Raw genomic sequence first — 23210 nt, 5'->3', positions numbered from 1 at the left:
TTGGATAGTTCATGCTTATAGAAGTTGTGCATCATGGCCTTTACTGCCAATTCTCTTTAAATAAGTGTATCCAGTACGTGGAAAAATGTATGCATTTGCTCATCTGTTCCAATTGTAACGCGGATATAATTATCGATTGGCTTTTTACTGAAATGCCTTATAAGAATACCATTCTCCCTTAAAGCTGAATATAGATTTCCGGCTTCATTGTCTGGATGTGTTGCAAAAATGAAATTTGCCTTTGATGGTAATACGGTAAATCCTCTTTTTCTCATCTCGGTGATTGTCCATTCCCTCGTTTTGACTATCTTTCCAGTCGTAGCTTTAAAATACGCTGTATCTTTGATGGCTGCTTCTGCCCCGGCAATAGCGAGTCTGTCGAGTGTATAGGAGTTGAATGAGTCTTTAATCCGGACCAAACCTTCAATCAAATCAGGTTGCCCCATAGCGAACCCTACCCGAAGACCTGCAAGTGATCTAGATTTAGACATCGTCTGTATGACAAGTAAATTCTCATAGGAATCAATGAGAGAAACAGCTGAAGCGTCTGCAAAGTCAATATATGCTTCATCCACGATAACAATTTGATCTGGGTTATTGTCCAAAATTTCCTTTACTGAATCAAGTTCCAAATAAATACTAGTCGGTGCATTTGGATTAGGGAAGATCACTCCGCCCTCTGAGTGAAAGAATTCTTTCACTGGAATTGAAAAATCATCATGGAGTGGAATTTCCTCAGCTGGGATGTCGAACAGTTTGGAATATACGGGATAAAAACTATATGAAATGGCTGGCTAACGGATTTTTTTATTTTTATCAAAAAAAGCCATAAATGCAAAAGCAAGGATTTCATCCGATCCATTTCCAACGAAAATATTGCTAGGCGATAATTGATAAAGTGACGCAATCTCATTCTTTAAACGATCAACTGTTGGTGATGGATAGAGATTTAACTTTCGGTCTGCTTCCTCTTTTATCTCCCTGATGACGTTGGGAGATGGAGGATAAGGATTTTCATTTGTGTTCAATTTGATGATATCGGAATCGTCAATTTGCTCTCCAGGAACGTAAGGTTCACATCGTTTTGCAGCCTCGCTCCAAAATTTACTCACGATTTTGACCTTCCTTTTTAATATGTCTTTTCTTCAGTTCTTCTTTTACATCGCCAATGGATATCCCCATTAATTCCATTAAGACTAGTGTATGGTACGTAAGATCGGATATTTCACTTGTTAGTTCTTCCTTATCGTTATTTTTTGCTCCAATCACCACTTCAGTTGTTTCTTCTCCAATTTTTTTCAAGATTTTATCGATTCCTTTTTCAAAAAGGTAAGAAGTATATGCGCCTTCAACTGGATTTTCCCGTCGATCTTTTATTCTTGCGATTACTTGGTGAACGATATCGTGGGATGGCATTTCATTTTCATAAAGCGCATGATGAAAACAGGTTTCTTCACCTGTATGGCAGGCGGGACCAAGCGGATATACTTGTACCAATAGGGCATCTGCGTCACAGTCGAAAGATATTTTTTTAACTTCCTGTTTATTTCCGGATGTTTCCCCTTTGTTCCAAAGTTCCTGCCGTTTTCTGGAGAAGAACCACGTTTCCTTTGTTTGTATCGTTTTCAGTAAGGAATCATTATTCATATATGCCAATGTTAAGACGATTCCGGTGTTTGCATCCTGGACAATGGCAGGAATGAGTCCGTCTTCGTTAAATGAAAGCTGTTCAATGTTTATTTCCATTCGTTTTCCCTCCTGACAATGATGTCTTCTTCCTGCAGATATTTCTTTAACTCCATTATGTTAATCTCGTCATAGTGAAAAACAGAAGCTGCAAGAGCCGCGTCAGCCCCTTCTTTTAATACCGCGCTGAAATGTTCTCGTGTTCCGGCTCCTCCACTTGCAACAACAGGAATATTGACTGTATCGGCAATTATTTTGGTTAAAGGAAGATTATAGCCATCCTTTTCGCCATCTGAATCCATTGCATTAATTACAATTTCACCGGCGCCAAGCTGTTCGCCCTTTTTTGCCCATTCAATCGCATCGATTCCAGTATCATTGCGACCGCCTCGTGTAAATACATTCCATCTCTTTGGTGCAACTTCTTTGGCATCAATGGATAGAACAATACACTGACTGCCAAACTTTAGAGCAGAATCTGTTATTAGTTGGGGATTATCGACTGCAGCACTATTTATAGATACTTTATCGGCTCCCGAGCGGAGTACTTTATGAATGTCCTCTACTGTGCGGATTCCGCCGCCAACAGTGAATGGGATTGCGATTTCTTTTGCAACATTTTCAACAACATCCAGGAAAATATCGCGTTCTTCATTTGATGCTGTGATGTCATAGAAAACAAGTTCATCTGCACCAGCTTCATTGTATCTTTTTGCTAGTTCAACCGGATCTGCTACATCACGTATGTTCTGAAACTTTTTTCCTTTTACGACACGACCTTTATCAACATCGAGACAGGGGACAATTCGTTTAGCGAGCATTTTGATCACCTTCTATGAGTTTTTCGAATTCCAATGTTCCGTCGTACAATGCTTTTCCGATAATTGCACCATACATATTCAGGGATTTCAGTCTCTCAATATCTTCCTCTGTTGAAACACCACCAGAAGCAATAACATCCATCTTCGTTGATTCATTAATGGTTTGAAGCTCCTCGAAATTGGGCCCCTGCAACATTCCATCTTTTAAAATATCCGTGTAGACAATCGTTTGGACTCCAATGGATTCTAGCTCTTTTACAAGGTCAATCGCTTTTACTTTGCTGGTTTCCGTCCAACCATCTGTCGCCACATAGCCACCTCGTGCATCAATAGAGACAGCGATTTTATCACCAAATTTAGTTACTGCTTCTTTTAGGAATTTCTGATTATTTATAGCAGCGGTACCAATAATAACTCGTGAAACGCCAGCTGAAAGGTAATCCTCGATGATATCCATGGAACGAATTCCACCGCCCACCTGAACCGGAATATTCGTCTGCTGAGCGATATCCTTTATAGACGCACGATTTAAGGAATCACCGGTTTTTGCACCATCGAGATCTACAGTATGTATAAATACCGCTCCTTTTCCCTCCCATTTGGAAGCCATTGCCGTTGGCGAATCTCCATAAACTTTTTCTTTATTATAATCACCTTGTATAAGGCGGACACATTTCCCACCAAGAATATCAATTGCTGGAAACAAGATCATGAAATCATCTCCCCGTAGTTTTTTAGTAGTTTTATACCGATGTCCCCGCTTTTTTCAGGATGAAATTGCATGCCTGTAATATTCCCTTGCTGAACAATCGCTGGAACCACGCCGCCATACTGTGTGCTGCCGACAAGTGAATCTTCTTCAAGTGAACCAACAGCGTAGGAATGAACGAAGTAAACATAGACATCATCAGGTAAATCATTCATTAACGGGTTTTCTTTGTTCTTTGTGATTGTATTCCAGCCCATATGTGGAACTTTGACAGTATCCTTGATTTTGCGGACATTTCCTTTCAGTAACCCGAGGCCTTCCCAGTCACCATCTTCATAGCTTCTTTCGTAGAAAAGCTGCATTCCAAGACAAATTCCAAGGATTGGTTTGCCTGCTGCTGCTTCCTGCTTTAACACACCAGCCAAACCTAAGTCATTAATGGCGTCCATGGCATCTTTAAAAGCTCCAACACCTGGAAGAATGATGGAATCTGAATCTCTGATTACTTGTGGGTCGGTAGTTAATACAGATTCTTTATTCAATTTATCGAGTGCAAACTGCAGGCTTTTTATATTTCCTGCACCATAATCAATGATTGCGATCATCAGGTATCTTCCTTTCGTTTTAGACGACATTTATCGTATTTAGCAGTTCCTATCCGTATAGTAGAGCTAAGCCACCACTAATGCATTTGCCAAGTTTTTAGCAGGACTCAGATCCGGTTTTGTTCCTGCTTAGGAAACTATAAAATTTTAATGATGTGGATAACTTAGTTACCGAAACAGCCACGTCCAGCTCCAGCACCCAGGGACTAGCGAGACTTCCCTCACCTCCGTACGATAAGTCAACATCGGCTCCCTACGGTCGCCGTGTTTCCTTTATCTCCTACGGCTCAGTCCAGTCCGTTCGTCCCTAACCGGGCGCTTGCGCTTTTGTTCCTTGCTAGTGTTGGTTTATAGACTTCCCTTTGTTGATGGAATCCCTTTTATGCGTGGATTTTTTTGTGTTGCCTCATCCAGTGCACGTCCAAATCCCTTAAAGATTGATTCAATCATATGATGGGTATTTTTCCCATAAGCAAGATTGATATGGAGAGTTACCCTTGCATGGCTTACAAAAGCCTGGAAAAACTCCTCGACAAGTTCTGTATCAAAGTTTCCTACTTTATCCTTTAAACCTTCAACATTATAGACAAAGTAGGGGCGGCCACTGATATCCAATGAAATAGTGGACAGTGCCTCATCCATAGGAGTGGTGACAAACGCATACCTTGTAATGCCTTCTTTGTTTCCTAATGCTTCCTGAAATGCCTGCCCAAGGGCAATACCTATATCTTCCACAGAATGATGCTGATCGACGTTCAGGTCGCCATCACAATCTACATGTAAATCAAATAAACCATGCTTTGTCATTAAAGTAAGCATGTGGTCAAAGAACCCGACACCTGTAGAAATGGATGATGTTCCTGTTCCATCAATCGTAAACTCTAAAACAATGGAAGTTTCGTTTGTTTGTCTTTCTGTTTTTCCTTTACGCATTTCAATCATCCTTTCTGATACGAATGGAATTGGCATGTGCAGTCAAGCCTTCCACGTTTGCGATTTTGATAATGTCATCCGCTGAACGTTGAATCGCTTCTTTTGAATAGTTGATAATGCTGGACTTTTTCATAAAATCATAGACACCAAGAGGGGATGCGAATTTTGCTGTCCCATTTGTCGGTAATGTATGGTTCGGTCCCGCAAAGTAGTCACCAAGTGGTTCAGGTGAATAGTTTCCAAGGAAGATGGCTCCAGCGTTTTTAATGTATTGGACGTTTTCTATAGGATTTTCAATCATCAGTTGTAAATGTTCCGGTGCAATTTCATTTACGATATCAAATGCCTCGGATAAGTCAGAAGCCAAAATAATTTTACCGTTTTGGTTAATGGATTGTTCAATAATCTGTTTTCTTTCTAGAGAAGCTGTTTGTTTTTCTATTTCCGATTGGATTTGAACAGCTATCTGTTCACTTGTTGTGATACAAATCGCGCTTGCAGATTCATCATGCTCTGCCTGTGACAATAAATCTGCTGCGACATAGCTTGGTGGAGCAGTTTCATCAGCTACAATACAGATTTCACTTGGTCCGGCTATCATATCGATGGCTACATCGCCATAAACCCATTTTTTTGCCCGCGCAACATAGGCATTTCCGGGACCTACAATTTTAGAGACCTTTTCAATTGTTTCCGTTCCGTATGCCAAAGCGGCAATTGCCTGTGCTCCTCCAACTTTATAGATTGTCGTAACACCAACTTCTATAGCGGCAACAAGAACATATGGATTGATTTTTCCATCAGCATTCGGTGGAGTAGTAATTGCAATGTTCTCGACACCTGCTATGTTGGCGGGGATAACATCCATCAGGACTGAGGATGGGTATGCCGCTTTTCCTCCGGGGATATAGACCCCGACACTATCTAATGGAGTAACCTTTTGTCCGAGCATAATTCCGGGTTCTTTATTCATGAACCATGACTGTTCCTTTTGTTCCATATGGAAAGACTGGATATTTTCTTTTGCCTTCCGTAATGCAATAAGAAATTCTTCGTCAACAAGATTGTGAGCTTCCGCGAATTCTGCCTCTGAAACGGTTAATGCTGTTAAGGTTGCCCCATCGAATTTATTTGTATAGTTAACTAGTGCTTCGTCACCGTTTTTACGGACCTGTTCAATTATTTCCAAAACGGAATTATCAATAGCCTGCTCATTGCTAAGCAAAGCGGACTGATCCAATGCTTCATTTGCGAATTCTTTTGCTGTTAGTATTTTCATTTTTCATCACTCCAAGGCGGATTTTAATTGATTGATAAGATGCTGTACTTCAGCTGACTTTGTCGCAAAGCTTGCTTTGTTTACGATCAGCCTCGTACTGATATTTTCAATGTCTTCCATCACAGAAAGACCATTTTCCTTCAAGGTACTTCCTGTTTCCACAATATCGACAATATAATCTGCCAAACCAATTAACGGGGCCAATTCTACGGAACCGTTCAGTTTCACAATTTCAATGGATTGACCTTTTTTTTCAAAATGTTTTTTTGCAATCGTTGGATACTTCGTTGCTATAGTAAGCTGCCGATTTTGTTCTAATATTTGATCGTCTTTCCCCGCAACAGCAAATTTACATTTCCCGAGTTTTAAGTCGAGAAGCTCATATACATCTGCCTGTGATTCAAGTATATTATCTTTACCGACAATACCAATATCAGCAGCGCCTTTTTCCACGTAGGTTGGTACATCAATCGCCTTTACGAATATTAGCTTAATGGATTGATCATCATTGTAAAAGACGAGTTTTCTACTTTTTTCATGAAAATCATGAAAATGTATACCTGTTTTTTCCAATAGGGCAATTGTGCTCTTTGCTGGTCGCCCCTTGGCCAATGCTAGTGTAATAGGTTGCAATTATAAGTCCCCCTTTGTTTCCTTAAGCAATGACAAAATATCTTTCGTATCAGAAAAACGATGCTGCCTGCCCTTGGTGCTAACCACATTCTGTTCCTCATCATAGTTGACGATAGTTATAGACGACAGCGGTTTTATACTGCTGGAATCCTTGGAAAAGGTTAAGACCTGATAATTCTGATTTCGTAATTCATAGGCCGTTGTTAAGGCTTCTTTTTGTTTTTCCTTCATGTAATAAATGATAATATCAACTGCCTGACTATCAGGTTCTGCCAAGTCTTGTTGCTGGATAGCTTGGAGCAGGTAATCAACTTCAAATGCAAACCCAATTGCAGGCATTTCGGTTTCAAACTGTTGTCCCAAATTATCATATCTTCCGCCCATCAATACTGGTTGACCGAATTTGTCGACAAAACCTTGGAAAATAATCCCCGTGTAATAATTCATATTGTTGATTAAGCCAAGATTGAAAACAACATAATCCTCTGCCCCGTAATCCTGCAACACTTCATATACATCAATCAGGTTGCGAAGAACGCTTTGCATTTTACTGTTGCGAATAATTTTTTCTGCCTGCTCGATTACACTACCTGGTTCACCATATAGCATTGGAATAGACTGGATAGCCAGTTTTAGTTCATTTTCTATAGGCATGTTTTCTAAAAATAATTCGATTTCAGCTAGATTCTTTGACTGGATCAACGTTTGCAGAAGCTCCAATTCCTGTTCGGTTAATGCGGCCTGCTGAATCAATTCCTTAAAGAAACCAGCATGACCAATTTCAATTTTGAAATTCTCAAATCCCATATCTCCTAACGTGTGTATCGCAAGCATAATCACCTCTGAATCGACCTCAGGAGTATTCTCACCGAAAAACTCTACACCAGCTTGGGTACTCTCTTTTTGGTTAGGAAATGCAGCCGATTGACGAAAGACGTCCAATACATAGAACAGTCTCTGATTAAAGGTATTGGAATTGTGATTGGCTGCTGTTATTCTTGTTATAGGAATCGTTACATCAGGACGAAGAACAAGTACTTTTCCGGTAGGATCGATTACTTTAATCATATCATCTTTATTTACAGTTCCGATAATATTGGAGTACATATCATAATGCTCAAATGTTGAGGTCCGTACTTGTTTATATCCGTAGGTAGTAAAGCGATTTTTTAATGTTGTGATCAACTCATCTCTCATTTGAAAGTCTGCCACATTTTTATTTTCGTTCATTTCCGTAACATGTCTTTGCATTTATAAAACTCCTTTTCATAGCTTTATTGCTTTATCGCTTTAACTAACTAAAGTTATATAGTATTATAAATATAACATGGAAGAAAGTCAACCGAAAGGGGATTGAAAATTATGTTTGATTATCATATACATAGCAGGTTTTCGGCAGATTGCGAGACTGCTATGGAAACAACGATTGAAAAAGCAATCCAGATTGGACTGGAGGAAATTTGTTTTACGGAGCACATCGATTATGATTACCCGGATAAAGACTGGATTTTTGAATTTGATTTAGATCAATATGATAGAAAGATAAAGGAGATGCAGCAACAGTATGCAGGGCAGATTCGAATCAAAAAGGGTGTAGAGATTGGAGTACAGCCACACCTAACAGCAAAGCACAATACGTTAATGAAAGAAGAGACTTTTGACTTTGTTATTTGTTCCATGCATGCAACAGAAGGAAAAGATCTGCATTCAGGCAATTTTTTTAAAGATAGAACAGTAGAGGAAGCATACGAAATCTATTATCAGGAATTGTATGAATGCATAAGGGAATTTAAAGAATTTAGTATTCTAGGACATATTGATCTAGTGAAGCGGTATACAAAAGAGAAGAGCATGAAAAATCATCATGATATTATTGGAGAAATCTTCAAGGAGATTATCCCTTCAGGAAAGGGCATTGAATTGAATACATCGGGTTTCCGATATGGCCTTGAAAATGGGATGCCAAGTAAGGATATACTGAAGCTTTATAAAGAATATGGCGGTGAAATCATTACCCTTGGTTCGGATTCCCATGTGGAAACAACGCTTGCATACCAGTTTAGGGAATCCCTGGAATTATTGCAGTCTATCGGTTTTAACTATATCGCGACGTATGAGCGACAAGAGCCTGTTTTTCATAAGATAGACACTATAGGCAAATGAATGACGATAAGAATTTTATATGAACTTTTTTGCGGAAGCCTCTATAGAAAGGGTTGCAGATGATATAATAAAGTTAAAATATATTTCTTAAGCTGGTGAAGTGATGAAAGCTATCAAAAAAGTGTTTTTAATTATTATAGGCTCTATTTCATTAGGGTTTGGCGTATTAGGGATATTTCTGCCGCTATTGCCGACAACACCCTTGCTTCTTCTTTCCGCTGCTTGTTATATAAGAAGTTCAGAGAAATTATATAATTGGCTCATAACCAATAAGTATTTTGGATCCTATATTCTAAACTATAGGCAAGGAAAAGGAATTCCTTTAAAAGCGAAAATAATGGGGGTAACCTTACTTTGGTTTTCCATGCTATATACAATCATTTTTGTAATACCATTGATAATCGTGAAGTTACTGTTGTTTTTGATAGCTAGTTATTTTACATGGTTTATTTTGAAGCAAAAAACGTTACGAAATACGATACAAATGAGGGAAGGTTCTTGAGAAATAAACGAATTAAATTGTTTACAGCGGCAGGGATGCTTCTATTTGGAATGATCGTTATTCTTAACTTACCAAATAAAGCAAAATCCGAGTTATACCTTGGTGAACCAACTGTATTTATACATGGTTATAAAGGTACTGCGAATTCCTTTGGTTTCATGCTGAACAGGTTCGAGAAGAAATATGGCTGGGGTAATAAAGGTTTGGTATATCGAATATCCAAAGAAGGTAAAATCCGTGATTACAACTTGAGTAAAGGCCAACATGCACCAACTTTTGTACAAATCATCCTTGAAAATAACCGGGCAAGTTTCGCTGACAGTTCAGAGTGGATTTCCAACGCCCTTGGGCATATGCAGGAAAAATACGACATTGATTCAGTCAATCTTGTTGGGCACTCTATGGGGGGGATACTCTCCGTGAAATATGCGATGGACTATGCTGGGGAAGATTATCCGCAAGTGAATAAGATAATTACGATAGGAAGTCCGTTTGATGGTATATACAGTGAGGAATACTTTCATATTCATCAAGATGCTGCAGCAATGGACTTAAAACCAGGATCGCTTGCGCTTCAATTATTGAAAGAAGGTACATTCCCAGCTAATATGGACGTATTGAGCATTGGTAGTGCAGGAGATGCGATTGCACTCCCAGAAAGTGTCCAAGCCTTACGAACAATTATACCGAACAGTAATTTACAGGAGATTATGATTGAAAATGTAAAATTAGGTCATAGTGCCTTGCATGAAAATAAAGAAGTAGACAAAATGATACATTCTTTTTTGTGGCAAGATGCTGGGCAATAACTTACAATAGATAAGGACTGATTATAATGAAAGTCACCAGTCTGAAACGGGTGACTTTTTCTACTCTTAAATTATAAGATGGATAACAAAAAATCCGGTTTATGAGTGTATCGGATTTCTGGATTTTTAAATGATAAATTTAAAGGAATGATATGTGTGACAACGAATCATCATATATACGATAAATTAATACAAATAACATCCAAGAATAATGTGATGGTAAATGAACTCCTCAAAGATCATACGTATACCCGTTTAGGCGGGATGGCCGATTTTTATGTAACTCCTGAAACTTACGAACAAGTGCAGGAAATTATAAAGCTTGCTAATCAGGAGAAAATTGCTTTTATGATGCTCGGAAATGGATCCAATCTAATCGTTAAAGATGGCGGGATTCGTGGAATCGTAATGAATCTCCAAAAACTGGCGGATATTAAAACAGTAGGCCAGACGATCATCGCTCAAAGTGGAGCACGAATTATTGATACTTCCAAAGAAGCATTGAAAGAGGAGCTGACCGGATTGGAATTTGCTTGCGGAATTCCCGGTTCTGTTGGTGGGGCTTTATTTATGAATGCAGGAGCTTATGGCGGGGAGATTAAGGATGTCCTGACGAGCACTGTCGTAGTTAACCGTGAAGGGGAACTGCTGACATTAACTGCTGAACAGCTGGATTTGGATTATCGTACAAGCAACATTCCTGATAATGGCTATATTGTTCTGGAGGCCACTTTTACTCTTGAAGCTGGCGAATATGATGCAATCAAGGAAGTAATGGATGATTTGACAAACCGACGGGAAACGAAGCAGCCGCTGGAATACCCATCGTGTGGAAGTGTATTTAAGCGCCCGCCTGGTTATTTTGCAGGGAAATTGATACAGGATAGTGATTTACAAGGAACGCAAATTGGAGGGGCTCAGGTTTCGCTTAAACATGCAGGGTTTATCGTAAATAGAGATAATGCGACGGCAAAAGAATATATTGATCTCATCAATTATGTGCAGAAAACCGTGAAAGAAAAATTCGACGTAAAACTTGAGCGTGAAGTGAAAATAATAGGTGATGACCTAGCATAGGTTTTAAGCTGTGAACATCTTGAATGTTCATGGCTTTTCTTTTTGAAATAGAAAAAACACTCCCATCCAGTGGGAGTGCAGCAATTAATTTAATTCACTTTCTGAATCGATGCAGGAATCCCTGCAATCTTTCATTTGTAGAGTGTTCGATAACTTGGCTTGCGGTTCCTTGCTCAGCAATAACACCTTCGTCCAGGAACAGGACTTTGTCTGCTATATCAAGAGCAAAGTCCATTTCATGTGTAACGAGGACCATTGCCATGTCATCATGTTTGGCAATATCGCGAATTACTTCAAGAACTTCCCCGACCAATTCCGGATCAAGTGCGGAGGTTACTTCATCAAATAACATAATTTTTGGGCGCATAACGAGTGCTCGTGCCATCGCTACACGCTGTTTCTGACCACCGGACAGCTGGCTTGGATAATTGTTCAGTTTATCTCCGAGCCCAACCCTGTCGAGCATTTGAATGGAACGTTCACGAACTTCTTCTTTCGTTTCCTTTTTGACATGTATTGGGGCGGTCATACAGTTTTCTAAAATCGTCATATGCGGAAATAAGTTAAAGTGCTGGAACACCATCCCGATATCTCCCCGGACTTGCCTTAAGTGCTTCTCATTTGCTCTGACCATGTCACCTTTCTTTTCCATTTTCCATAGGTTCGTGCCATTTACAATAATATCGCCGGACGTTGGTTCTTCGAGTGTCATAAGCATGCGGATAATTGTAGTTTTTCCTGAGCCACTAGGTCCAATGACAGCTACTTTTTCAGCTGGATTGATATCCAGATTGATTCCTTTTAACACGTTAATATCTCCAAAGGATTTATGGACATCCTGGAATTTTACGATTGGTTCAGACATTACATCACTGCTCCTTTTTGATTGCTTTTGACTACTGCATTTTTATCAAAGCGTGTATTCATTTTTACTTCCAATTTTTTTATCAGGACTGCAGAAGGATAGCTTAGTGCAAGGAAGATAATCCCTACTATTGTCAAAGGTTCTAAGTAAGCCCAGTTCTGTGCCCCATAAGTGTTTGCCATAAGCATTATACCAGCGACTCCTATTATCGATGCAAGCGGAACTTCCTTAAACATAATGATAAAGTAGTTTCCAAGCATAGGGATGGTAGGGGGAATAGCCTGTGGTAAGATTATTTTCTTCCATTTATCAACTGTCGTAAAGTTTAATGCTCTGGAAGCTTCCCACTGCCCTTTGTCAACACTTTCAATGCCAGATCGATAGATTTCACCTACATATGTACTAAAATGAATCCCAAGGCCCAACACGGCGCTTGCAAATGGGTTTAAAGTAAATCCGACTCCGGGTATCATCGGCCATGCATAGTAAATGAAAAATAGCTGAACAAGAGGGGGGGTAGAACGAATGAATTCCATTGTCCATGTAACAACCCAGTTAAACAATTTGTTAGGAACTCTGCGTAAAAATGTCCATACAAACCCAAAAATGAGCGCAAATAAATAACAAGTGATTGTAAGACCTACCGTTATTCCCAATCCTTGTAGAACGAAAGGTAGGGCATCAAAAAATGTATCCCAGCTCCAGTAAGTAAAATTCATTAGCTAGCCACTCCTTTTCTGGAAATACTTTCACCTTTTCTTGTCAGCCAAATCAATGGAAGTGCAAGAATAAAGTAGAATACAAGCACTAATAAGTATACAAGTGGTGCCTGTGATAGATTGGAACTTCTCATAATATCTCCATAATAGAGAATATCGGTCATTCCAATAAGTGATACTAAAGACGTACCTTTTAATATTTGAATCGTATAGTTACCGAATTCCGGGAGCATCATCCGTACTGCCTGAGGGAAGATAATTAGCCGCATTCGTTGAAAACTGGACATGTTCAGTGCTGTTGCAGCCTCTGTCTGACCTTGTGCAACAGACAGAATGGAACCACGTACGACCTCTGAAAGGTAGGCTCCATAATTCAAGCCGATCGCAATGACACCGATCCACCAGTTGGATCCAAGTTGAATGCCGAATAGCATTGGTACAGCATAATAAAGCCAGAATAACTGAACGATAAGGGAAGTTCCGCGAAAAACTTCGACATATAGACCAGTGAATTTACGAATGATAGTATTTTGAGAAAGGCGGCATAGGCCAGCTATAAAAGCCATTAGATAGGCAAATATAGCTGAAGCGAGCAGGACACTTATGGTGATGCTCAATCCTCTGGCAAGTTGCGGGGCAATATCAATTATTGCATTAATCATAACCACTCCCTTTGTTAGTTTATAAACTGATTGATATGTATTGATAAATATATATGTAAAGCTTTGAAAATTACTTTCCTAATCGGAAAAAAATTAGGTCCAGTCCCCTGGGTGAGGGAACTGGACCCTATGGAGTGTTCACTTCATGTACGTTAGCTTCTAGAACTTATGATTAAACTTCACCATTACAAAGTTGCTCTGTCGTTACTTCACCTACAGGCACGAAGTTACTCTCTCCACTGAATCCATTTGCTTCCAATAGTTCAGCAACTGTTCCATCTTCTTTTAATTTTGCAAGTTTTTCATTATAGGCATCACGCAATTCTGTATTTTCCAGGCTGAATGCTGCCCCCCCGTAACTTGGTACTCCTTCAACATCCGGTTGTTCAAACGATTCAACAAATTCAAGTGCATCTGTATTAGCTGACTCTAAAGCCATCTTGACTGTCATTTCTGTGCCAGTTGTTGCATCGGCACGGCCTGATTGTACAGCAGAAAATGTTGCTGGAATATCTGGAGCCGTTTGGATTTGATCTTCACTGACGCCCTCTGATTTTAGAAACTCAATTTCAGTTGCACCTTCCATTACAACTACGGTAACGTCCGGATTACTTGCAATATCTTGATAGCTTTCAAGTCCTAATGGGTTTCCTGCTTCAACGATTAGCCCTTCACCATATTGCATTGTCGGTTCACTGAAAGCCGCATTTTCACAACGATCTGGATTAATTGCCATACCAGCTGTAATAACATCAAATTGCCCTGCTTGCACTCCCGGAATTAATTGAGCCCAATCGGAAAGCTGGGAATTCATATTTTCAATTCCAAGCTCGGCAAAAACGGCTGCTGCGATATCCACAGATGCACCTTTTAGCTCCCCATTCGATTCATATGCATAGGGTGCTTCATTTGCGAAACCAATTGTTACTGTTCCTGCTTCCTGCAGTTGTTCCAGTTTGCTTCCGGCACTGGCTGTATCCTCATCTGAGCCACATGCAGCGAGAAGTACCAACATGGAACCAAAAAGCATTGTCACGAATAATTTTTTCAAGACTAAATGACCTCCCTGTATCATGTAAAAGAATTTATGTTTACTGTTTGGTGACTTTTTACTAGGTATATATCACCGCATTCTGGTGGAAAAAAAAGAATGAAAGAAAAGGGGGAATTCAACATTCATAAATCTAATGTTATAGATATGTGACGGATCATTCAAACGCTATATTTTTTGATAATTTGTAATTTAACTTTGTATTCGGGGTTGAAAGAATATAAACTTCCAGATTCAGAAACTTACTTGGAAATAATGCCAGATACTTCAAAATACGGACTATTCGGTGAAAAAAACTGTCAGTGGATGTATAAACTTATTTTCCCCATTGAAATGCGACTGGTTATCGTATAGTCTTTATACAGATATTAATTTTAAGGATTTTCGAAGTGAGGTTTTACATGATGGGGACTTATATTACAGTTGGATTCGTATCATTAGTTGTAGTTGGAATGGTTGTGGTTCTTTCGCTTGTCACTTTGTCTAAAGGCTATGGATACAAGCATTCGGTTGACCCATTACCAGATGATGAGGATGAAAGAGATTCCGAAAAGAAAAAGGAATTGTAGGTAATTGATTCAACTATCGCACCAAAAAAAATAGGTGCAACCGTTTAACTGGGTTAAACTTAGAAAGCCACTAATAATCAATCGCCTTGCTAAGCTTTGAAAATAGCAAGGCTGGTTTTCGTAATTTTTGTTGCTTTATAAGCCTCGTATTTTATGTGAACTCCGAAGTAACTGCTATTCATGTTAGATCTGTAGCGCTGGTTATGGAAATAAGTTACTTCGGCAAACGCTCTGGGGAATACACTGCGCTTTTCGCGGGCGGCTGGTGAGCCAACTTGCGCTAAAGCGCTGCGCTGTCTCACCTATGCCTTCCCTCCCGCAGAAGTCTCCGTGTATTCCCCAGAGCTGGTTAGAAGTTTGCTGACAACTACTCCTGCGCATCCCCATAGAGTAGTCCAGTTAATGATTACGAAAAATCTTTGAAGCTTGTTATAAAAATGCTGGGTGCGATCAAAGTTAACTGAAAATCTTTGATCGTTCTGAGATTTACTCTTTTTGAAACAACTCCCATACTAGCAGCCCGTATACACGTAGACTCCAGCGGGAGGAAAGGCATCGGTGAGACCCCGCAGTGCGATAGCGCGAGGAGGGCTCACCAGCCGCCCGTGGAAAGCGAAGTGTATACGGGCTGCGGTTGCCTGTGAAACTATTTTCCATTATAAGTGCTTTACATCATTGAAGTTACGTCGCATTTTATATCAACTACGAAGAACTTAAACAGTGTATCTATAACTCTCCTAATTCTACCAAGGCTTATTTGTAAATTTAAGTATGTGAAAGCTGGGTAATTGCATAAAAAAAAGATCGCACGGTTCAGTGCGATCTTTTTGTGTCCAATGGTTCAATAGCTGCTTCAATTTTTTTACGCTGATTTTCAAAGTATGGAGGTAATGCCAATGATTCTCCAAGATGTTCAAAATCTTCATCTGTCGCAAATCCTGGTCCATCTGTTGCAAGCTCAAATAAGATTCCATTTGGATCCCTGAAGTAAAGCGATCTAAAGTAAAAGCGTTCAACCATACCCGAATTTGGCAGTTGAATGGATTCCAAACGATCCTTCCATTTTGTAAGTTCTTCCTTATCTTCCACGCGAAATGCTACATGGTGCACACTACCTCTTCCTGGTCTTTCCTGAGGTAAATCTTTTCTTACTTCAAGATGAACCTCTGCACCTGTTCCGCCATCCCCAGTTGAAAATACGAGTATGTCGGGTTGTCCTTCCACGTCAGAAGGATAGCTGCCAATTTGTTGGAACGTTAATAGTTTGGTCAATACTTCGATTGTCGGTTCAGGCTTACGTACAGTTAATCTGGAGGGACCAAGTCCAATAATGCCTTTATCAGCTGGGACAGTGCTATGTTCCCAAACCTTCCCACCTGGAACCCCAATGTTCGTTTCATCGGATATAAGGTTTAAACGTTGTTTTTCATGGTCACGAAAGTGGATTACCTTCCTTCCCCCTTGCTCTGTTATGCCATCATGATCAACATGATATTCCGTTAACCGTTGTTTCCAATATTCCAAAGCAGCATCATTTGGCACACGCAAGGAGGTAGATGAAATACTGCCGACACCAGGGTGCGTTGTTCCAGCATTGGGGATTTCGAAGAATGTTAAATCGGTACCGGGATTTCCAGCTTCATCGGCGTAAAATAAGTGATACATAGATGTGTCATCCTGGTTTACGGTTTTCTTTACAAGACGCATACCTAAAATTTCTGTATAAAAATGAAGGTTATCTTTAGCATTTGCCGTGATGGCAGATACATGATGAATTCCTTTTATCTCCATGTACTTTCCTCCTAAGAATATAAAAATATCTTTAATTAAATATAAAATCAGTATAGACCTCTTTTGGCATCTTGTCCAAATTGGGGAAACGAAATCATGACTCCGGTATCGCTTCAGAAGGTCTGAAGCCCTTTTGAAGTTGACGAATACTAAGATCAAAAGTCATTTGCAAGTGGGGGTAGTCTTTAAAGTTCCTCCAATCCCCACCCCATTCAAACCCCAGATCTTTTGCGATATCAGCAACTTCAAACCAATCGGGTTGTCCATTATGATTACCATCATAGTGAATGTCCCAGATAATCTCTCCTGCTTCATTTCTCAATGCATAATCAATTGCCAGACCGTAATTATGATAGGATTCACCACCTCTTGCGTGCGTTACAATGTTCCCCTCCTTGGATCTCCCTTGTTCATATAGCTGATTCTGCCTTTCAATGGAGCGGTTACCCTCCGTTATGAAAACATCAATATTTATTGCAGCAGCTTCCTCAATGAGGATGTTTTTTCTATCTTCCACAATAGGGTGGAGTTCGGAAGGTAGAGGGGCATCCTCCCCTAAATATACATGCCTGTCATCTTCTAGTTGGTTATATAAGAAAAATAGGGTAATTACAAATAGGATAATAAACATCCATGTTATTAGTGTGTTGAAACCTTTCATGAAAAACTGTACTCCTTAACAAATAGATACCTTTATCATACCAGAAATATGTAGATGCAGATTCGATAAAACGATGAACAAGTTTACCAATCATTCTTTCATGCAGTATAATTGCGGTATAAAATAAAAGAAATTACAATGAATGAGATAAATTATATGAAGGAGTATTAATTTGAGATTGAAAAAAAATGCTATTTGGATAATATTATTAGTTCTCATATTTTTAATGTCCGCTTGTTCGAATACAGCAGATATTGAGAATGAAAAATCTGAAGATGAATTGATTCTGGCTATCGGAGGAGAACCTGATGATGGTTTTGACCCTGCAACAGGTTGGGGGCGATATGGATCCCCTCTTTTTCAGAGCACATTAGTAACTTATGATCAAGATTTTAATATACAAAATGATTTAGCAACGAGTTATGAAGTGAGCGAGGATGGTCTCGAATGGACGATCGTGATTCGGGACGACGTTACATTTACTGATGGAGAAGCGCTCACTGCTGATGATGTTGTTTTTACATTTGAAACTGCTAAAGAAAGTGGTTCAATCATTGACCTTAGTAATTTAGATAGGGTAGAAGGTATAGATGACTATACAGTTAAATTTACATTGCGGGAACCCGAATCAACCTTTATTTATTTGCTGGCTTCAACGGGGATTGTACCTGTGCATGCCTATAATGATAATTATAACGAAAATCCCGTTGGCTCTGGACCATTTCAACTCGTACAGTGGGATAAGGGTCAGCAAATTATTGTTGAAGCGAATCCGGATTATTATGGTGAAAAGCCATTTTTTAAAAAGCTGACTTTTTTATTCTTATCTGAAGATGCAGCATTTGCAGCAGCAAAAACAGGTGCTGTTGATGTTGTTTCCGTACCGCCTGCATTTGCCGGGGAGGAAATTGCTGGAATGCAGCTTGTTGAACTGGAAAGTGTCGATAATAGAGGAATCATGTTTCCCTATGTATCTGAAGGTGATGAGACAGCAGAAGGTGCTCCTATAGGAAACGAAGTAACAGCAGATAGTGCAATCCGGCAGGCAATCAATGTAGGTTTAGATCGCCAAGCATTCGTTGACGGTGTGCTGGAAGGTTTTGGGACACCGGCTTATTCTACAGCGGACCATTTACCTTGGTGGAACCCTGATACGGTAATAGAGGATGCTAATTTACAACTTGCTAATCAAATTTTAAAAGAGGCAGGTTGGCTGGAAAAGGAAGATGGTATCCGTGAAAAAGATGGATTAACAGCAGAATTTACACTACTCTATCCTGCAGGTGACCAAATTCGCCAATCGTTATCCATTGCATTCGCCGAGATGATCAAGCCACTTGGAATTAAAGTTACTACGGAAGGGAAAAGCTGGAACGAAATAGAATATTTAATGTATTCTCACCCTGTAATGATGGGTTGGGGAAGTCATGACCCACTCGAAATCTACAATCTTTACAGTAGTAAAACGAGAGGAATTGGCTATTACAATGCAAACTATTATTCAAATCCTGTTGTCGACGACTATTTAAATCAAGCTCTCCGTGCTACTTCAGAAGAGGAAGCAAATAGCTATTGGAAAAAAGCACAGTGGGACGGGGAGACAGGATTTTCAGCTCAAGGCGATGCACCGTGGGCATGGCTTGTTAATCTTAACCATTTATATTTTATTGATGAAAACCTCGTCATTGGCGAGCAAAAAATTCAGCCACATGGACATGGATGGCCAATTACAGACTTTATTGAACAGTGGCGTTGGGAAGAGTAATAGAGAAAGAGGTTAAACATTGCACTATACACAAATTGCACGTTACATCTTGAAAAAAACGATAAAACTGGCAACTTTATTAATTGCAGTTAGTATCCTTTCCTTTACCTTAATAAGTTATTCGCCAATTGACCCTGTCCATTCGTATATTGGTGCAGATATGACAAGAGTCGGACCGGAGCAACGCGAGGCAATTGCTGAATACTGGGGCTTGAATGACCCCCCTGTCCAGCAGTATTTAAACTGGGGAAAAAATGTGCTGCAGGGTGACTTGGGGACATCCTTGTTGTATCGCAGCCCGGTTGCTGACACAATTGCAGAGCGCTTTCTCGCTTCTTTAGCATTAATGGGGCTTGCCTGGATACTCTCCGGCATCTTTGGTTTTTTGCTTGGGATTCTTGCGGGAATGAAGGAAGGAACATGGGTTGACCGATTAATTAAGGGATATTGCTTTACGCTCGCATCGACACCGGCTTTTTGGGTCGGGTTATTATTACTCATGCTGTTTTCCGTCTGGCTTGGCTGGTTCCCGGTTGGACTCGGATCACCTGCGGGAGTATTGGCGGAAGATATTTCATTTATAGAACGGTTAAGGCATTTGGCTTTGCCTGCATTGACCTTAAGTATTGCGGGTGTTGCCAATGTTGCACTGCATACGAGGCAAAAATTGATTGAAGTACTGGAGAGTGACTATGTCCGTTTCGCCAAGGCGAAGGGAGAAAATGGGTTCACTTTGGTCTGGAATCATGCGCTGCGCAACATTGCACTTCCAGCCATTTCATTGCATTTTGCCTCCTTCGGGGAGCTTTTTGGTGGAGCGGTATTGGCTGAACAGGTATTTTCCTATCCGGGTCTTGGACAAGCAGTTGTGCAGGCTGGATTAGGTGGCGACGTCCCGTTACTATTGGGCATTGTATTATTTAGTACGATTTTTGTTTTTATAGGGAACTTTATTGCTGATCTATTATATAAGGTGATTGATCCCCGCATTAGAAAGGTTGATATATAATGAGGGGAGTAATTTCGAGATTAAATCTTAGGCAGCGAACCATAACACGTATTATCTTGTCAATTATCGTTCTGATTGGAATAGTTAGTAGTGGTTTATTGATTGATGCAGATAGGCTATCCATCGATTTGGAAATGAAAAACAGTGCACCTTCGCTGGAACATCTCTTTGGAACAGATTGGCTCGGCAGGGATATGCTTGCACGTACATTAAAGGGACTTACACTTAGTATGTCAGTCGGATTGCTTGCAGCATTTTTCAGTACTGGTATTGCCTTATTTCTCGCTCTATTGGCTTCATGGAATAAACGAATGGATCAGTTTGTTACATGGCTGATTGATTTGTTCTTGAGTGTACCCCATATTGTGCTTTTAATTTTGATTTCCTTTGCACTGGGGGGAGGTTTTAATGGTGTTGTAATTGGGCTCGCCCTCACGCATTGGCCTAGCCTAACACGTCTGTTGAGAGCCGAAATGCTTCAAATTAAATCAGCGGAATATGTAGGAATTTCACATCGATTGGGCAAAAGCAGGTTATGGATCGCAAGGCATCATATCTTTCCCCATCTTATACCCCAGCTCTTTATCGGGTTTATTTTATTGTTTCCACATGCAATCCTGCATGAGGCGGCAATCACATTTCTCGGTTTTGGCTTATCGACGGAACAGCCCGCAATCGGAGTAATCCTATCAGAATCGATGCGGTATCTCTCAACGGGATTATGGTGGTTGGCATTTTTTCCAGGACTTTCATTATTAATCATGGTAGCCTTGTTTGATTTATTAGGAAAAAATCTGCAAACATTACTAGATCCGTTTCATGGGCAAAAACGATAAGGAGGGGATTTCTGAATGGAATCTACACTAGCTGAAAAACCATTGCTTGAAGTGAAAGATTTTTCCCTATCCTTTCGTAGGTATGAAAAGGGATTGCGTGAGACCAGACTCGATGTGATACGTCAGCTAAATATGACCATTCATATAGGAGAAGTTGTTGCTGTAGTGGGTGCGAGCGGCTCAGGGAAAAGTATACTAGCAAATGCCATTTTAGGGATATTGCCTGAAAATGTTTTGCTTGATGGATCATTAAAATATAGAGGGGAAACCCTTACTCCTAAAAAGCAACAGCAATTGCGTGGGAAGAAAATTTCTCTGATTCCGCAATCCGTAAATGCACTCAACCCATTAATGAAGACTGGAAAACAAGTTCAGTCCGTTATTCTAAGTGGGGATCGGAAGCTAATCCAGCAGACCATTTTTGAGAAGGTTGGATTACCCGCTGAAACAGGCAATAAGTACCCCTTCGAATTATCGGGAGGGATGGCAAGAAGGGTAATGGCAGCAACTGCCATGGTTAGTGGTGCGGACTTAATCATAGCGGATGAACCGACACCAGGATTGGACCCTAAAGTACTGCAGGAGACAGTGGACAACCTTCAACAATTAGCATTGGACGGAAAAGGGATTATGTTTATTACCCATGATATCGATACTGCATTGAAATTTGCAGACAGGGTGGTTGTGTTCCGGGAAGGGAAAACAGTTGAAATAGCGAACGTAGAAGCTTTCAAGGGAAAAGGTGAAAGGTTAAATCACTCTTATACGAAACAACTTTGGAATGCGTTGCCTCAAAATCAATTTATTAAAGACTTTAACGTTGCTAACGTTTTACCGACGCCTGTCGTATCACCTCAGAAAATGCTAGATGTAAAAGGAATAAGCTTTCATTATGGAAAAGAATCCCATCTTTTTAAAGACCTTGACCTCACAGTGGCTGCGGGAGAGATTGTTGGTTTGCATGGTTATAGTGGTTCCGGCAAATCAACAATGGCCCAAATTATCGCAGGGTATCTAAAATCGGAAACGGGTCTCGTAACAGTCGATGGAAAATCAGATTTAGATTCCAAAATACAGCCTGTCCAGTTGATTTGGCAGCATCCTGAAAAAGCGATAAATCCAAGGTGGCGGATGAAAAAGGTGTTGGCTGAAAGTGGTATGTCAGACAGTGGGTTACTGGAAGAATTGAACATTAGGCAAGAGTGGTTATCGCGCTGGCCAAGTGAGTTGTCAGGGGGAGAATTGCAGCGATTTTGCGTTGCGCGTGCCCTAAATGAAAACACGAAATATCTTATTGCAGATGAGATGACAACCATGCTGGATACGATCACACAGGCACATCTCTGGAAGACAATTTTAAGACTTGCGGCAAAGAGGGGTATTGGTGTACTTGCAATTAGTCATGATTATCAGCTATTGAAGCAAGTGAGCAATCGAATTATCAATTTTAATGAAATCACAAATGTATAAACAGGATAACATGGATGCCATTTCCAAACAGCTATGCGATATACTGAATTGGAGAGAATCGGTTAGAATGTTAAAGGAATGATAGGAGGACATTATGTTAGATGTCATTATCTGGATAATAATTGCTGTTCTATTTATTTTAAGTTTTGTTGGAATTATTTTTCCAATCGTTCCATCTGTACTTGTATTATGGATAGGGTTTTTACTATATCAGTTTGTGCTGAATGGAACGGAACTGAATACACTTTTTTGGATCATTATGATTGTATTTACGGTACTGCTCATTGGAGCCGATATTATTGCGAACAGCTATTTTGTAAAAAAATATGGTGGCAGCAAATGGGGAGAACGTGGAGCAGCGATAGCGGTCATTGTAGGATCATTCATTACACCTCCATTCGGAATTATTTACATTCCTTTCCTCGTTGTATTTATAATTGAGATGGTACAGAGAAGGACAATGCGAGATGCTTTCAAAGCATCGTTAGGCTCATTATTTGGCTTCCTTGGCGGTGCTTTTGCAAAAATAGTAATTCAATTAGTTATGATTATTTGGTTTTTTTTATTGGTTGTATTTTAAATGCATGATAGAAGG

General features: G+C 40.0%; 25 protein-coding genes and 1 pseudogene. 10 read left to right on the top strand and 16 right to left on the bottom strand.

The features are described from left to right. Nucleotides 1-56: 56 nt before the first annotated feature. From hisC to hisZ, 9 genes and pseudogenes are all read right to left on the bottom strand, one after another. Nucleotides 57-1112, bottom strand: a pseudogene (gene hisC, locus MN204_RS12360) (histidinol-phosphate transaminase). Beyond that, on the bottom strand, nucleotides 1105-1746 hold the full coding sequence (hisIE, locus tag MN204_RS12355; RefSeq protein WP_249871395.1) for a bifunctional phosphoribosyl-AMP cyclohydrolase/phosphoribosyl-ATP diphosphatase HisIE: 642 nt from the start codon (nucleotides 1744-1746) through the stop codon (nucleotides 1105-1107). Before hisIE ends, hisC begins: the two are co-directional and overlap by 8 nt. Next, the gene (gene hisF, locus MN204_RS12350) at nucleotides 1737-2507 is read right to left on the bottom strand and encodes an imidazole glycerol phosphate synthase subunit HisF (protein ID WP_249871394.1); all 771 of its coding nucleotides are present in this window, start codon (nucleotides 2505-2507) and stop codon (nucleotides 1737-1739) included. Before hisF ends, hisIE begins: the two co-directional genes overlap by 10 nt. After that, complete coding sequence (gene hisA, locus MN204_RS12345; RefSeq protein WP_249871393.1) at nucleotides 2497-3219, bottom strand: 1-(5-phosphoribosyl)-5-[(5-phosphoribosylamino)methylideneamino]imidazole-4-carboxamide isomerase; 723 nt, start codon at nucleotides 3217-3219, stop codon at nucleotides 2497-2499. The genes hisF and hisA overlap by 11 nt, the downstream gene beginning before the upstream one ends. Beyond that, a complete protein-coding gene (gene hisH / locus MN204_RS12340) occupies nucleotides 3216-3821 on the bottom strand; it encodes an imidazole glycerol phosphate synthase subunit HisH (protein ID WP_249871392.1) in 606 nt (201 codons plus the stop codon). Before hisH ends, hisA begins: the two co-directional genes overlap by 4 nt. A 348-nt stretch (nucleotides 3822-4169) precedes the next feature. Further along, entirely contained in the window at nucleotides 4170-4754 is a 585-nt protein-coding gene (hisB, locus tag MN204_RS12335; protein ID WP_249871391.1) for an imidazoleglycerol-phosphate dehydratase HisB, read from the bottom strand. A 1-nt stretch (nucleotide 4755) separates the two neighbouring features. After that, entirely contained in the window at nucleotides 4756-6033 is a 1278-nt protein-coding gene (hisD, locus tag MN204_RS12330) for a histidinol dehydrogenase (RefSeq protein WP_249871390.1), read from the bottom strand. Nucleotides 6034-6039: 6 nt separating this feature from the next. Then, on the bottom strand, nucleotides 6040-6666 hold the full coding sequence (hisG, locus tag MN204_RS12325) for an ATP phosphoribosyltransferase (protein ID WP_249871389.1): 627 nt from the start codon (nucleotides 6664-6666) through the stop codon (nucleotides 6040-6042). Further along, a complete protein-coding gene (gene hisZ, locus MN204_RS12320) occupies nucleotides 6667-7917 on the bottom strand; it encodes an ATP phosphoribosyltransferase regulatory subunit (RefSeq protein WP_249871388.1) in 1251 nt (416 codons plus the stop codon). Nucleotides 7918-8028: 111 nt separating this feature from the next. Here hisZ and MN204_RS12315 point away from each other — a divergent pair, with 111 nt between their 5' ends. The 4 genes from MN204_RS12315 to murB all read left to right on the top strand — a co-directional run bounded on the left by MN204_RS12315 (nucleotide 8029) and on the right by murB (nucleotide 11217). Further along, nucleotides 8029-8829, top strand: a complete 801-nt coding sequence (locus MN204_RS12315; protein ID WP_249871387.1) for a histidinol-phosphatase HisJ family protein — start codon at nucleotides 8029-8031, stop codon at nucleotides 8827-8829. A 103-nt stretch (nucleotides 8830-8932) separates the two neighbouring features. Continuing rightward, nucleotides 8933-9331 (top strand): YbaN family protein, encoded by a 399-nt coding sequence (locus MN204_RS12310; RefSeq protein ID WP_249871386.1) that lies wholly within the window; start codon nucleotides 8933-8935, stop codon nucleotides 9329-9331. After that, the gene (locus tag MN204_RS12305; RefSeq protein ID WP_249871385.1) at nucleotides 9328-10140 is read left to right on the top strand and encodes an alpha/beta fold hydrolase; all 813 of its coding nucleotides are present in this window, start codon (nucleotides 9328-9330) and stop codon (nucleotides 10138-10140) included. Before MN204_RS12310 ends, MN204_RS12305 begins: the two co-directional genes overlap by 4 nt. Nucleotides 10141-10287: 147 nt before the next feature. Continuing rightward, nucleotides 10288-11217 carry a UDP-N-acetylmuramate dehydrogenase gene (gene murB / locus MN204_RS12300; RefSeq protein WP_306798696.1) on the top strand — a complete coding sequence of 310 codons (930 nt, stop codon included), beginning with the start codon at nucleotides 10288-10290 and terminating at the stop codon, nucleotides 11215-11217. A gap of 94 nt (nucleotides 11218-11311) precedes the next feature. On the opposite strand, the gene ehuA is transcribed toward murB, so the two are convergent. From ehuA to ehuB, 4 genes are all read right to left on the bottom strand, one after another. Further along, nucleotides 11312-12082, bottom strand: a complete 771-nt coding sequence (gene ehuA, locus MN204_RS12295) for an ectoine/hydroxyectoine ABC transporter ATP-binding protein EhuA (protein WP_249871383.1) — start codon at nucleotides 12080-12082, stop codon at nucleotides 11312-11314. Then, nucleotides 12082-12801: an ectoine/hydroxyectoine ABC transporter permease subunit EhuD gene (gene ehuD, locus MN204_RS12290; protein WP_249871382.1), complete on the bottom strand. Its 720-nt coding sequence runs from the start codon at nucleotides 12799-12801 to the stop codon at nucleotides 12082-12084. Before ehuD ends, ehuA begins: the two co-directional genes overlap by 1 nt. Continuing rightward, on the bottom strand, nucleotides 12801-13463 hold the full coding sequence (locus MN204_RS12285) for an amino acid ABC transporter permease (protein ID WP_249871381.1): 663 nt from the start codon (nucleotides 13461-13463) through the stop codon (nucleotides 12801-12803). The genes ehuD and MN204_RS12285 overlap by 1 nt, the downstream gene beginning before the upstream one ends. A 172-nt stretch (nucleotides 13464-13635) precedes the next feature. Beyond that, the gene (gene ehuB, locus MN204_RS12280; protein WP_249871380.1) at nucleotides 13636-14514 is read right to left on the bottom strand and encodes an ectoine/hydroxyectoine ABC transporter substrate-binding protein EhuB; all 879 of its coding nucleotides are present in this window, start codon (nucleotides 14512-14514) and stop codon (nucleotides 13636-13638) included. A gap of 401 nt (nucleotides 14515-14915) precedes the next feature. Here ehuB and ytzI point away from each other — a divergent pair, with 401 nt between their 5' ends. Continuing rightward, the gene (gene ytzI / locus MN204_RS12275; RefSeq protein WP_249871379.1) at nucleotides 14916-15083 is read left to right on the top strand and encodes a YtzI protein; all 168 of its coding nucleotides are present in this window, start codon (nucleotides 14916-14918) and stop codon (nucleotides 15081-15083) included. An 89-nt stretch (nucleotides 15084-15172) separates the two neighbouring features. Here the strand turns inward: ytzI and MN204_RS12270 are convergent, their stop codons facing one another. The 3 genes from MN204_RS12270 to MN204_RS12260 form a co-directional block, all read right to left on the bottom strand. Beyond that, complete coding sequence (locus MN204_RS12270; RefSeq protein ID WP_249871378.1) at nucleotides 15173-15385, bottom strand: hypothetical protein; 213 nt, start codon at nucleotides 15383-15385, stop codon at nucleotides 15173-15175. Between the two features lie 511 nt (nucleotides 15386-15896). Then, the gene (locus MN204_RS12265; RefSeq protein WP_249871377.1) at nucleotides 15897-16874 is read right to left on the bottom strand and encodes a ring-cleaving dioxygenase; all 978 of its coding nucleotides are present in this window, start codon (nucleotides 16872-16874) and stop codon (nucleotides 15897-15899) included. Between the two features lie 94 nt (nucleotides 16875-16968). Beyond that, nucleotides 16969-17535, bottom strand: a complete 567-nt coding sequence (locus MN204_RS12260) for a M15 family metallopeptidase (RefSeq protein WP_249871376.1) — start codon at nucleotides 17533-17535, stop codon at nucleotides 16969-16971. 226 nt (nucleotides 17536-17761) lie between these two features. Here MN204_RS12260 and MN204_RS12255 point away from each other — a divergent pair, with 226 nt between their 5' ends. The 5 genes from MN204_RS12255 (at nucleotide 17762) to MN204_RS12235 (ending at nucleotide 23195) form a co-directional block, all read left to right on the top strand. After that, nucleotides 17762-19300 carry an ABC transporter substrate-binding protein gene (locus MN204_RS12255; RefSeq protein ID WP_249871579.1) on the top strand — a complete coding sequence of 513 codons (1539 nt, stop codon included), beginning with the start codon at nucleotides 17762-17764 and terminating at the stop codon, nucleotides 19298-19300. 19 nt (nucleotides 19301-19319) lie between these two features. Continuing rightward, nucleotides 19320-20309 carry an ABC transporter permease gene (locus tag MN204_RS12250; RefSeq protein ID WP_249871375.1) on the top strand — a complete coding sequence of 330 codons (990 nt, stop codon included), beginning with the start codon at nucleotides 19320-19322 and terminating at the stop codon, nucleotides 20307-20309. Further along, complete coding sequence (locus tag MN204_RS12245; RefSeq protein WP_249871374.1) at nucleotides 20309-21145, top strand: ABC transporter permease; 837 nt, start codon at nucleotides 20309-20311, stop codon at nucleotides 21143-21145. The genes MN204_RS12250 and MN204_RS12245 overlap by 1 nt, the downstream gene beginning before the upstream one ends. 15 nt (nucleotides 21146-21160) lie before the next feature. Next, entirely contained in the window at nucleotides 21161-22615 is a 1455-nt protein-coding gene (locus MN204_RS12240) for an ABC transporter ATP-binding protein (protein WP_249871373.1), read from the top strand. Between the two features lie 94 nt (nucleotides 22616-22709). Next, nucleotides 22710-23195 carry a DUF456 domain-containing protein gene (locus MN204_RS12235; RefSeq protein WP_249871372.1) on the top strand — a complete coding sequence of 162 codons (486 nt, stop codon included), beginning with the start codon at nucleotides 22710-22712 and terminating at the stop codon, nucleotides 23193-23195. The last annotated feature ends 15 nt before the right edge of the window (nucleotides 23196-23210 follow it).

It is taken from the genome of Oceanobacillus saliphilus (assembly GCF_023522835.1).
Classification (GTDB): domain Bacteria; phylum Bacillota; class Bacilli; order Bacillales; family Amphibacillaceae; genus Oceanobacillus; species Oceanobacillus saliphilus.
Note: the sequence above shows the minus strand (reverse complement) of the source record. Positions and strands in the feature narration are given on the sequence as shown.

What these genes read in the sequence shown, in the direction of transcription:
- hisIE (WP_249871395.1), bottom strand. Translation starts at nt 1,746, where the DNA reads ATGGAAATAAACATTGAACAGCTTTCATTTAACGAAGACGGACTCATT.
- hisF (WP_249871394.1), bottom strand. Translation starts at nt 2,507, where the DNA reads ATGCTCGCTAAACGAATTGTCCCCTGTCTCGATGTTGATAAAGGTCGT.
- hisA (WP_249871393.1), bottom strand. Translation starts at nt 3,219, where the DNA reads ATGATCTTGTTTCCAGCAATTGATATTCTTGGTGGGAAATGTGTCCGC.
- hisH (WP_249871392.1), bottom strand. Translation starts at nt 3,821, where the DNA reads ATGATCGCAATCATTGATTATGGTGCAGGAAATATAAAAAGCCTGCAG.
- hisB (WP_249871391.1), bottom strand. Translation starts at nt 4,754, where the DNA reads ATGCGTAAAGGAAAAACAGAAAGACAAACAAACGAAACTTCCATTGTT.
- hisD (WP_249871390.1), bottom strand. Translation starts at nt 6,033, where the DNA reads ATGAAAATACTAACAGCAAAAGAATTCGCAAATGAAGCATTGGATCAG.
- hisZ (WP_249871388.1), bottom strand. Translation starts at nt 7,917, where the DNA reads ATGCAAAGACATGTTACGGAAATGAACGAAAATAAAAATGTGGCAGAC.
- MN204_RS12315 (WP_249871387.1), top strand. Translation starts at nt 8,029, where the DNA reads ATGTTTGATTATCATATACATAGCAGGTTTTCGGCAGATTGCGAGACT.
- MN204_RS12310 (WP_249871386.1), top strand. Translation starts at nt 8,933, where the DNA reads ATGAAAGCTATCAAAAAAGTGTTTTTAATTATTATAGGCTCTATTTCA.
- murB (WP_306798696.1), top strand. Translation starts at nt 10,288, where the DNA reads ATGATATGTGTGACAACGAATCATCATATATACGATAAATTAATACAA.
- ehuA (WP_249871383.1), bottom strand. Translation starts at nt 12,082, where the DNA reads ATGTCTGAACCAATCGTAAAATTCCAGGATGTCCATAAATCCTTTGGA.
- ehuD (WP_249871382.1), bottom strand. Translation starts at nt 12,801, where the DNA reads ATGAATTTTACTTACTGGAGCTGGGATACATTTTTTGATGCCCTACCT.
- MN204_RS12285 (WP_249871381.1), bottom strand. Translation starts at nt 13,463, where the DNA reads ATGATTAATGCAATAATTGATATTGCCCCGCAACTTGCCAGAGGATTG.
- ytzI (WP_249871379.1), top strand. Translation starts at nt 14,916, where the DNA reads ATGATGGGGACTTATATTACAGTTGGATTCGTATCATTAGTTGTAGTT.
- MN204_RS12265 (WP_249871377.1), bottom strand. Translation starts at nt 16,874, where the DNA reads ATGGAGATAAAAGGAATTCATCATGTATCTGCCATCACGGCAAATGCT.
- MN204_RS12260 (WP_249871376.1), bottom strand. Translation starts at nt 17,535, where the DNA reads ATGAAAGGTTTCAACACACTAATAACATGGATGTTTATTATCCTATTT.
- MN204_RS12255 (WP_249871579.1), top strand. Translation starts at nt 17,762, where the DNA reads ATGTCCGCTTGTTCGAATACAGCAGATATTGAGAATGAAAAATCTGAA.
- MN204_RS12245 (WP_249871374.1), top strand. Translation starts at nt 20,309, where the DNA reads ATGAGGGGAGTAATTTCGAGATTAAATCTTAGGCAGCGAACCATAACA.
- MN204_RS12240 (WP_249871373.1), top strand. Translation starts at nt 21,161, where the DNA reads ATGGAATCTACACTAGCTGAAAAACCATTGCTTGAAGTGAAAGATTTT.
- MN204_RS12235 (WP_249871372.1), top strand. Translation starts at nt 22,710, where the DNA reads ATGTTAGATGTCATTATCTGGATAATAATTGCTGTTCTATTTATTTTA.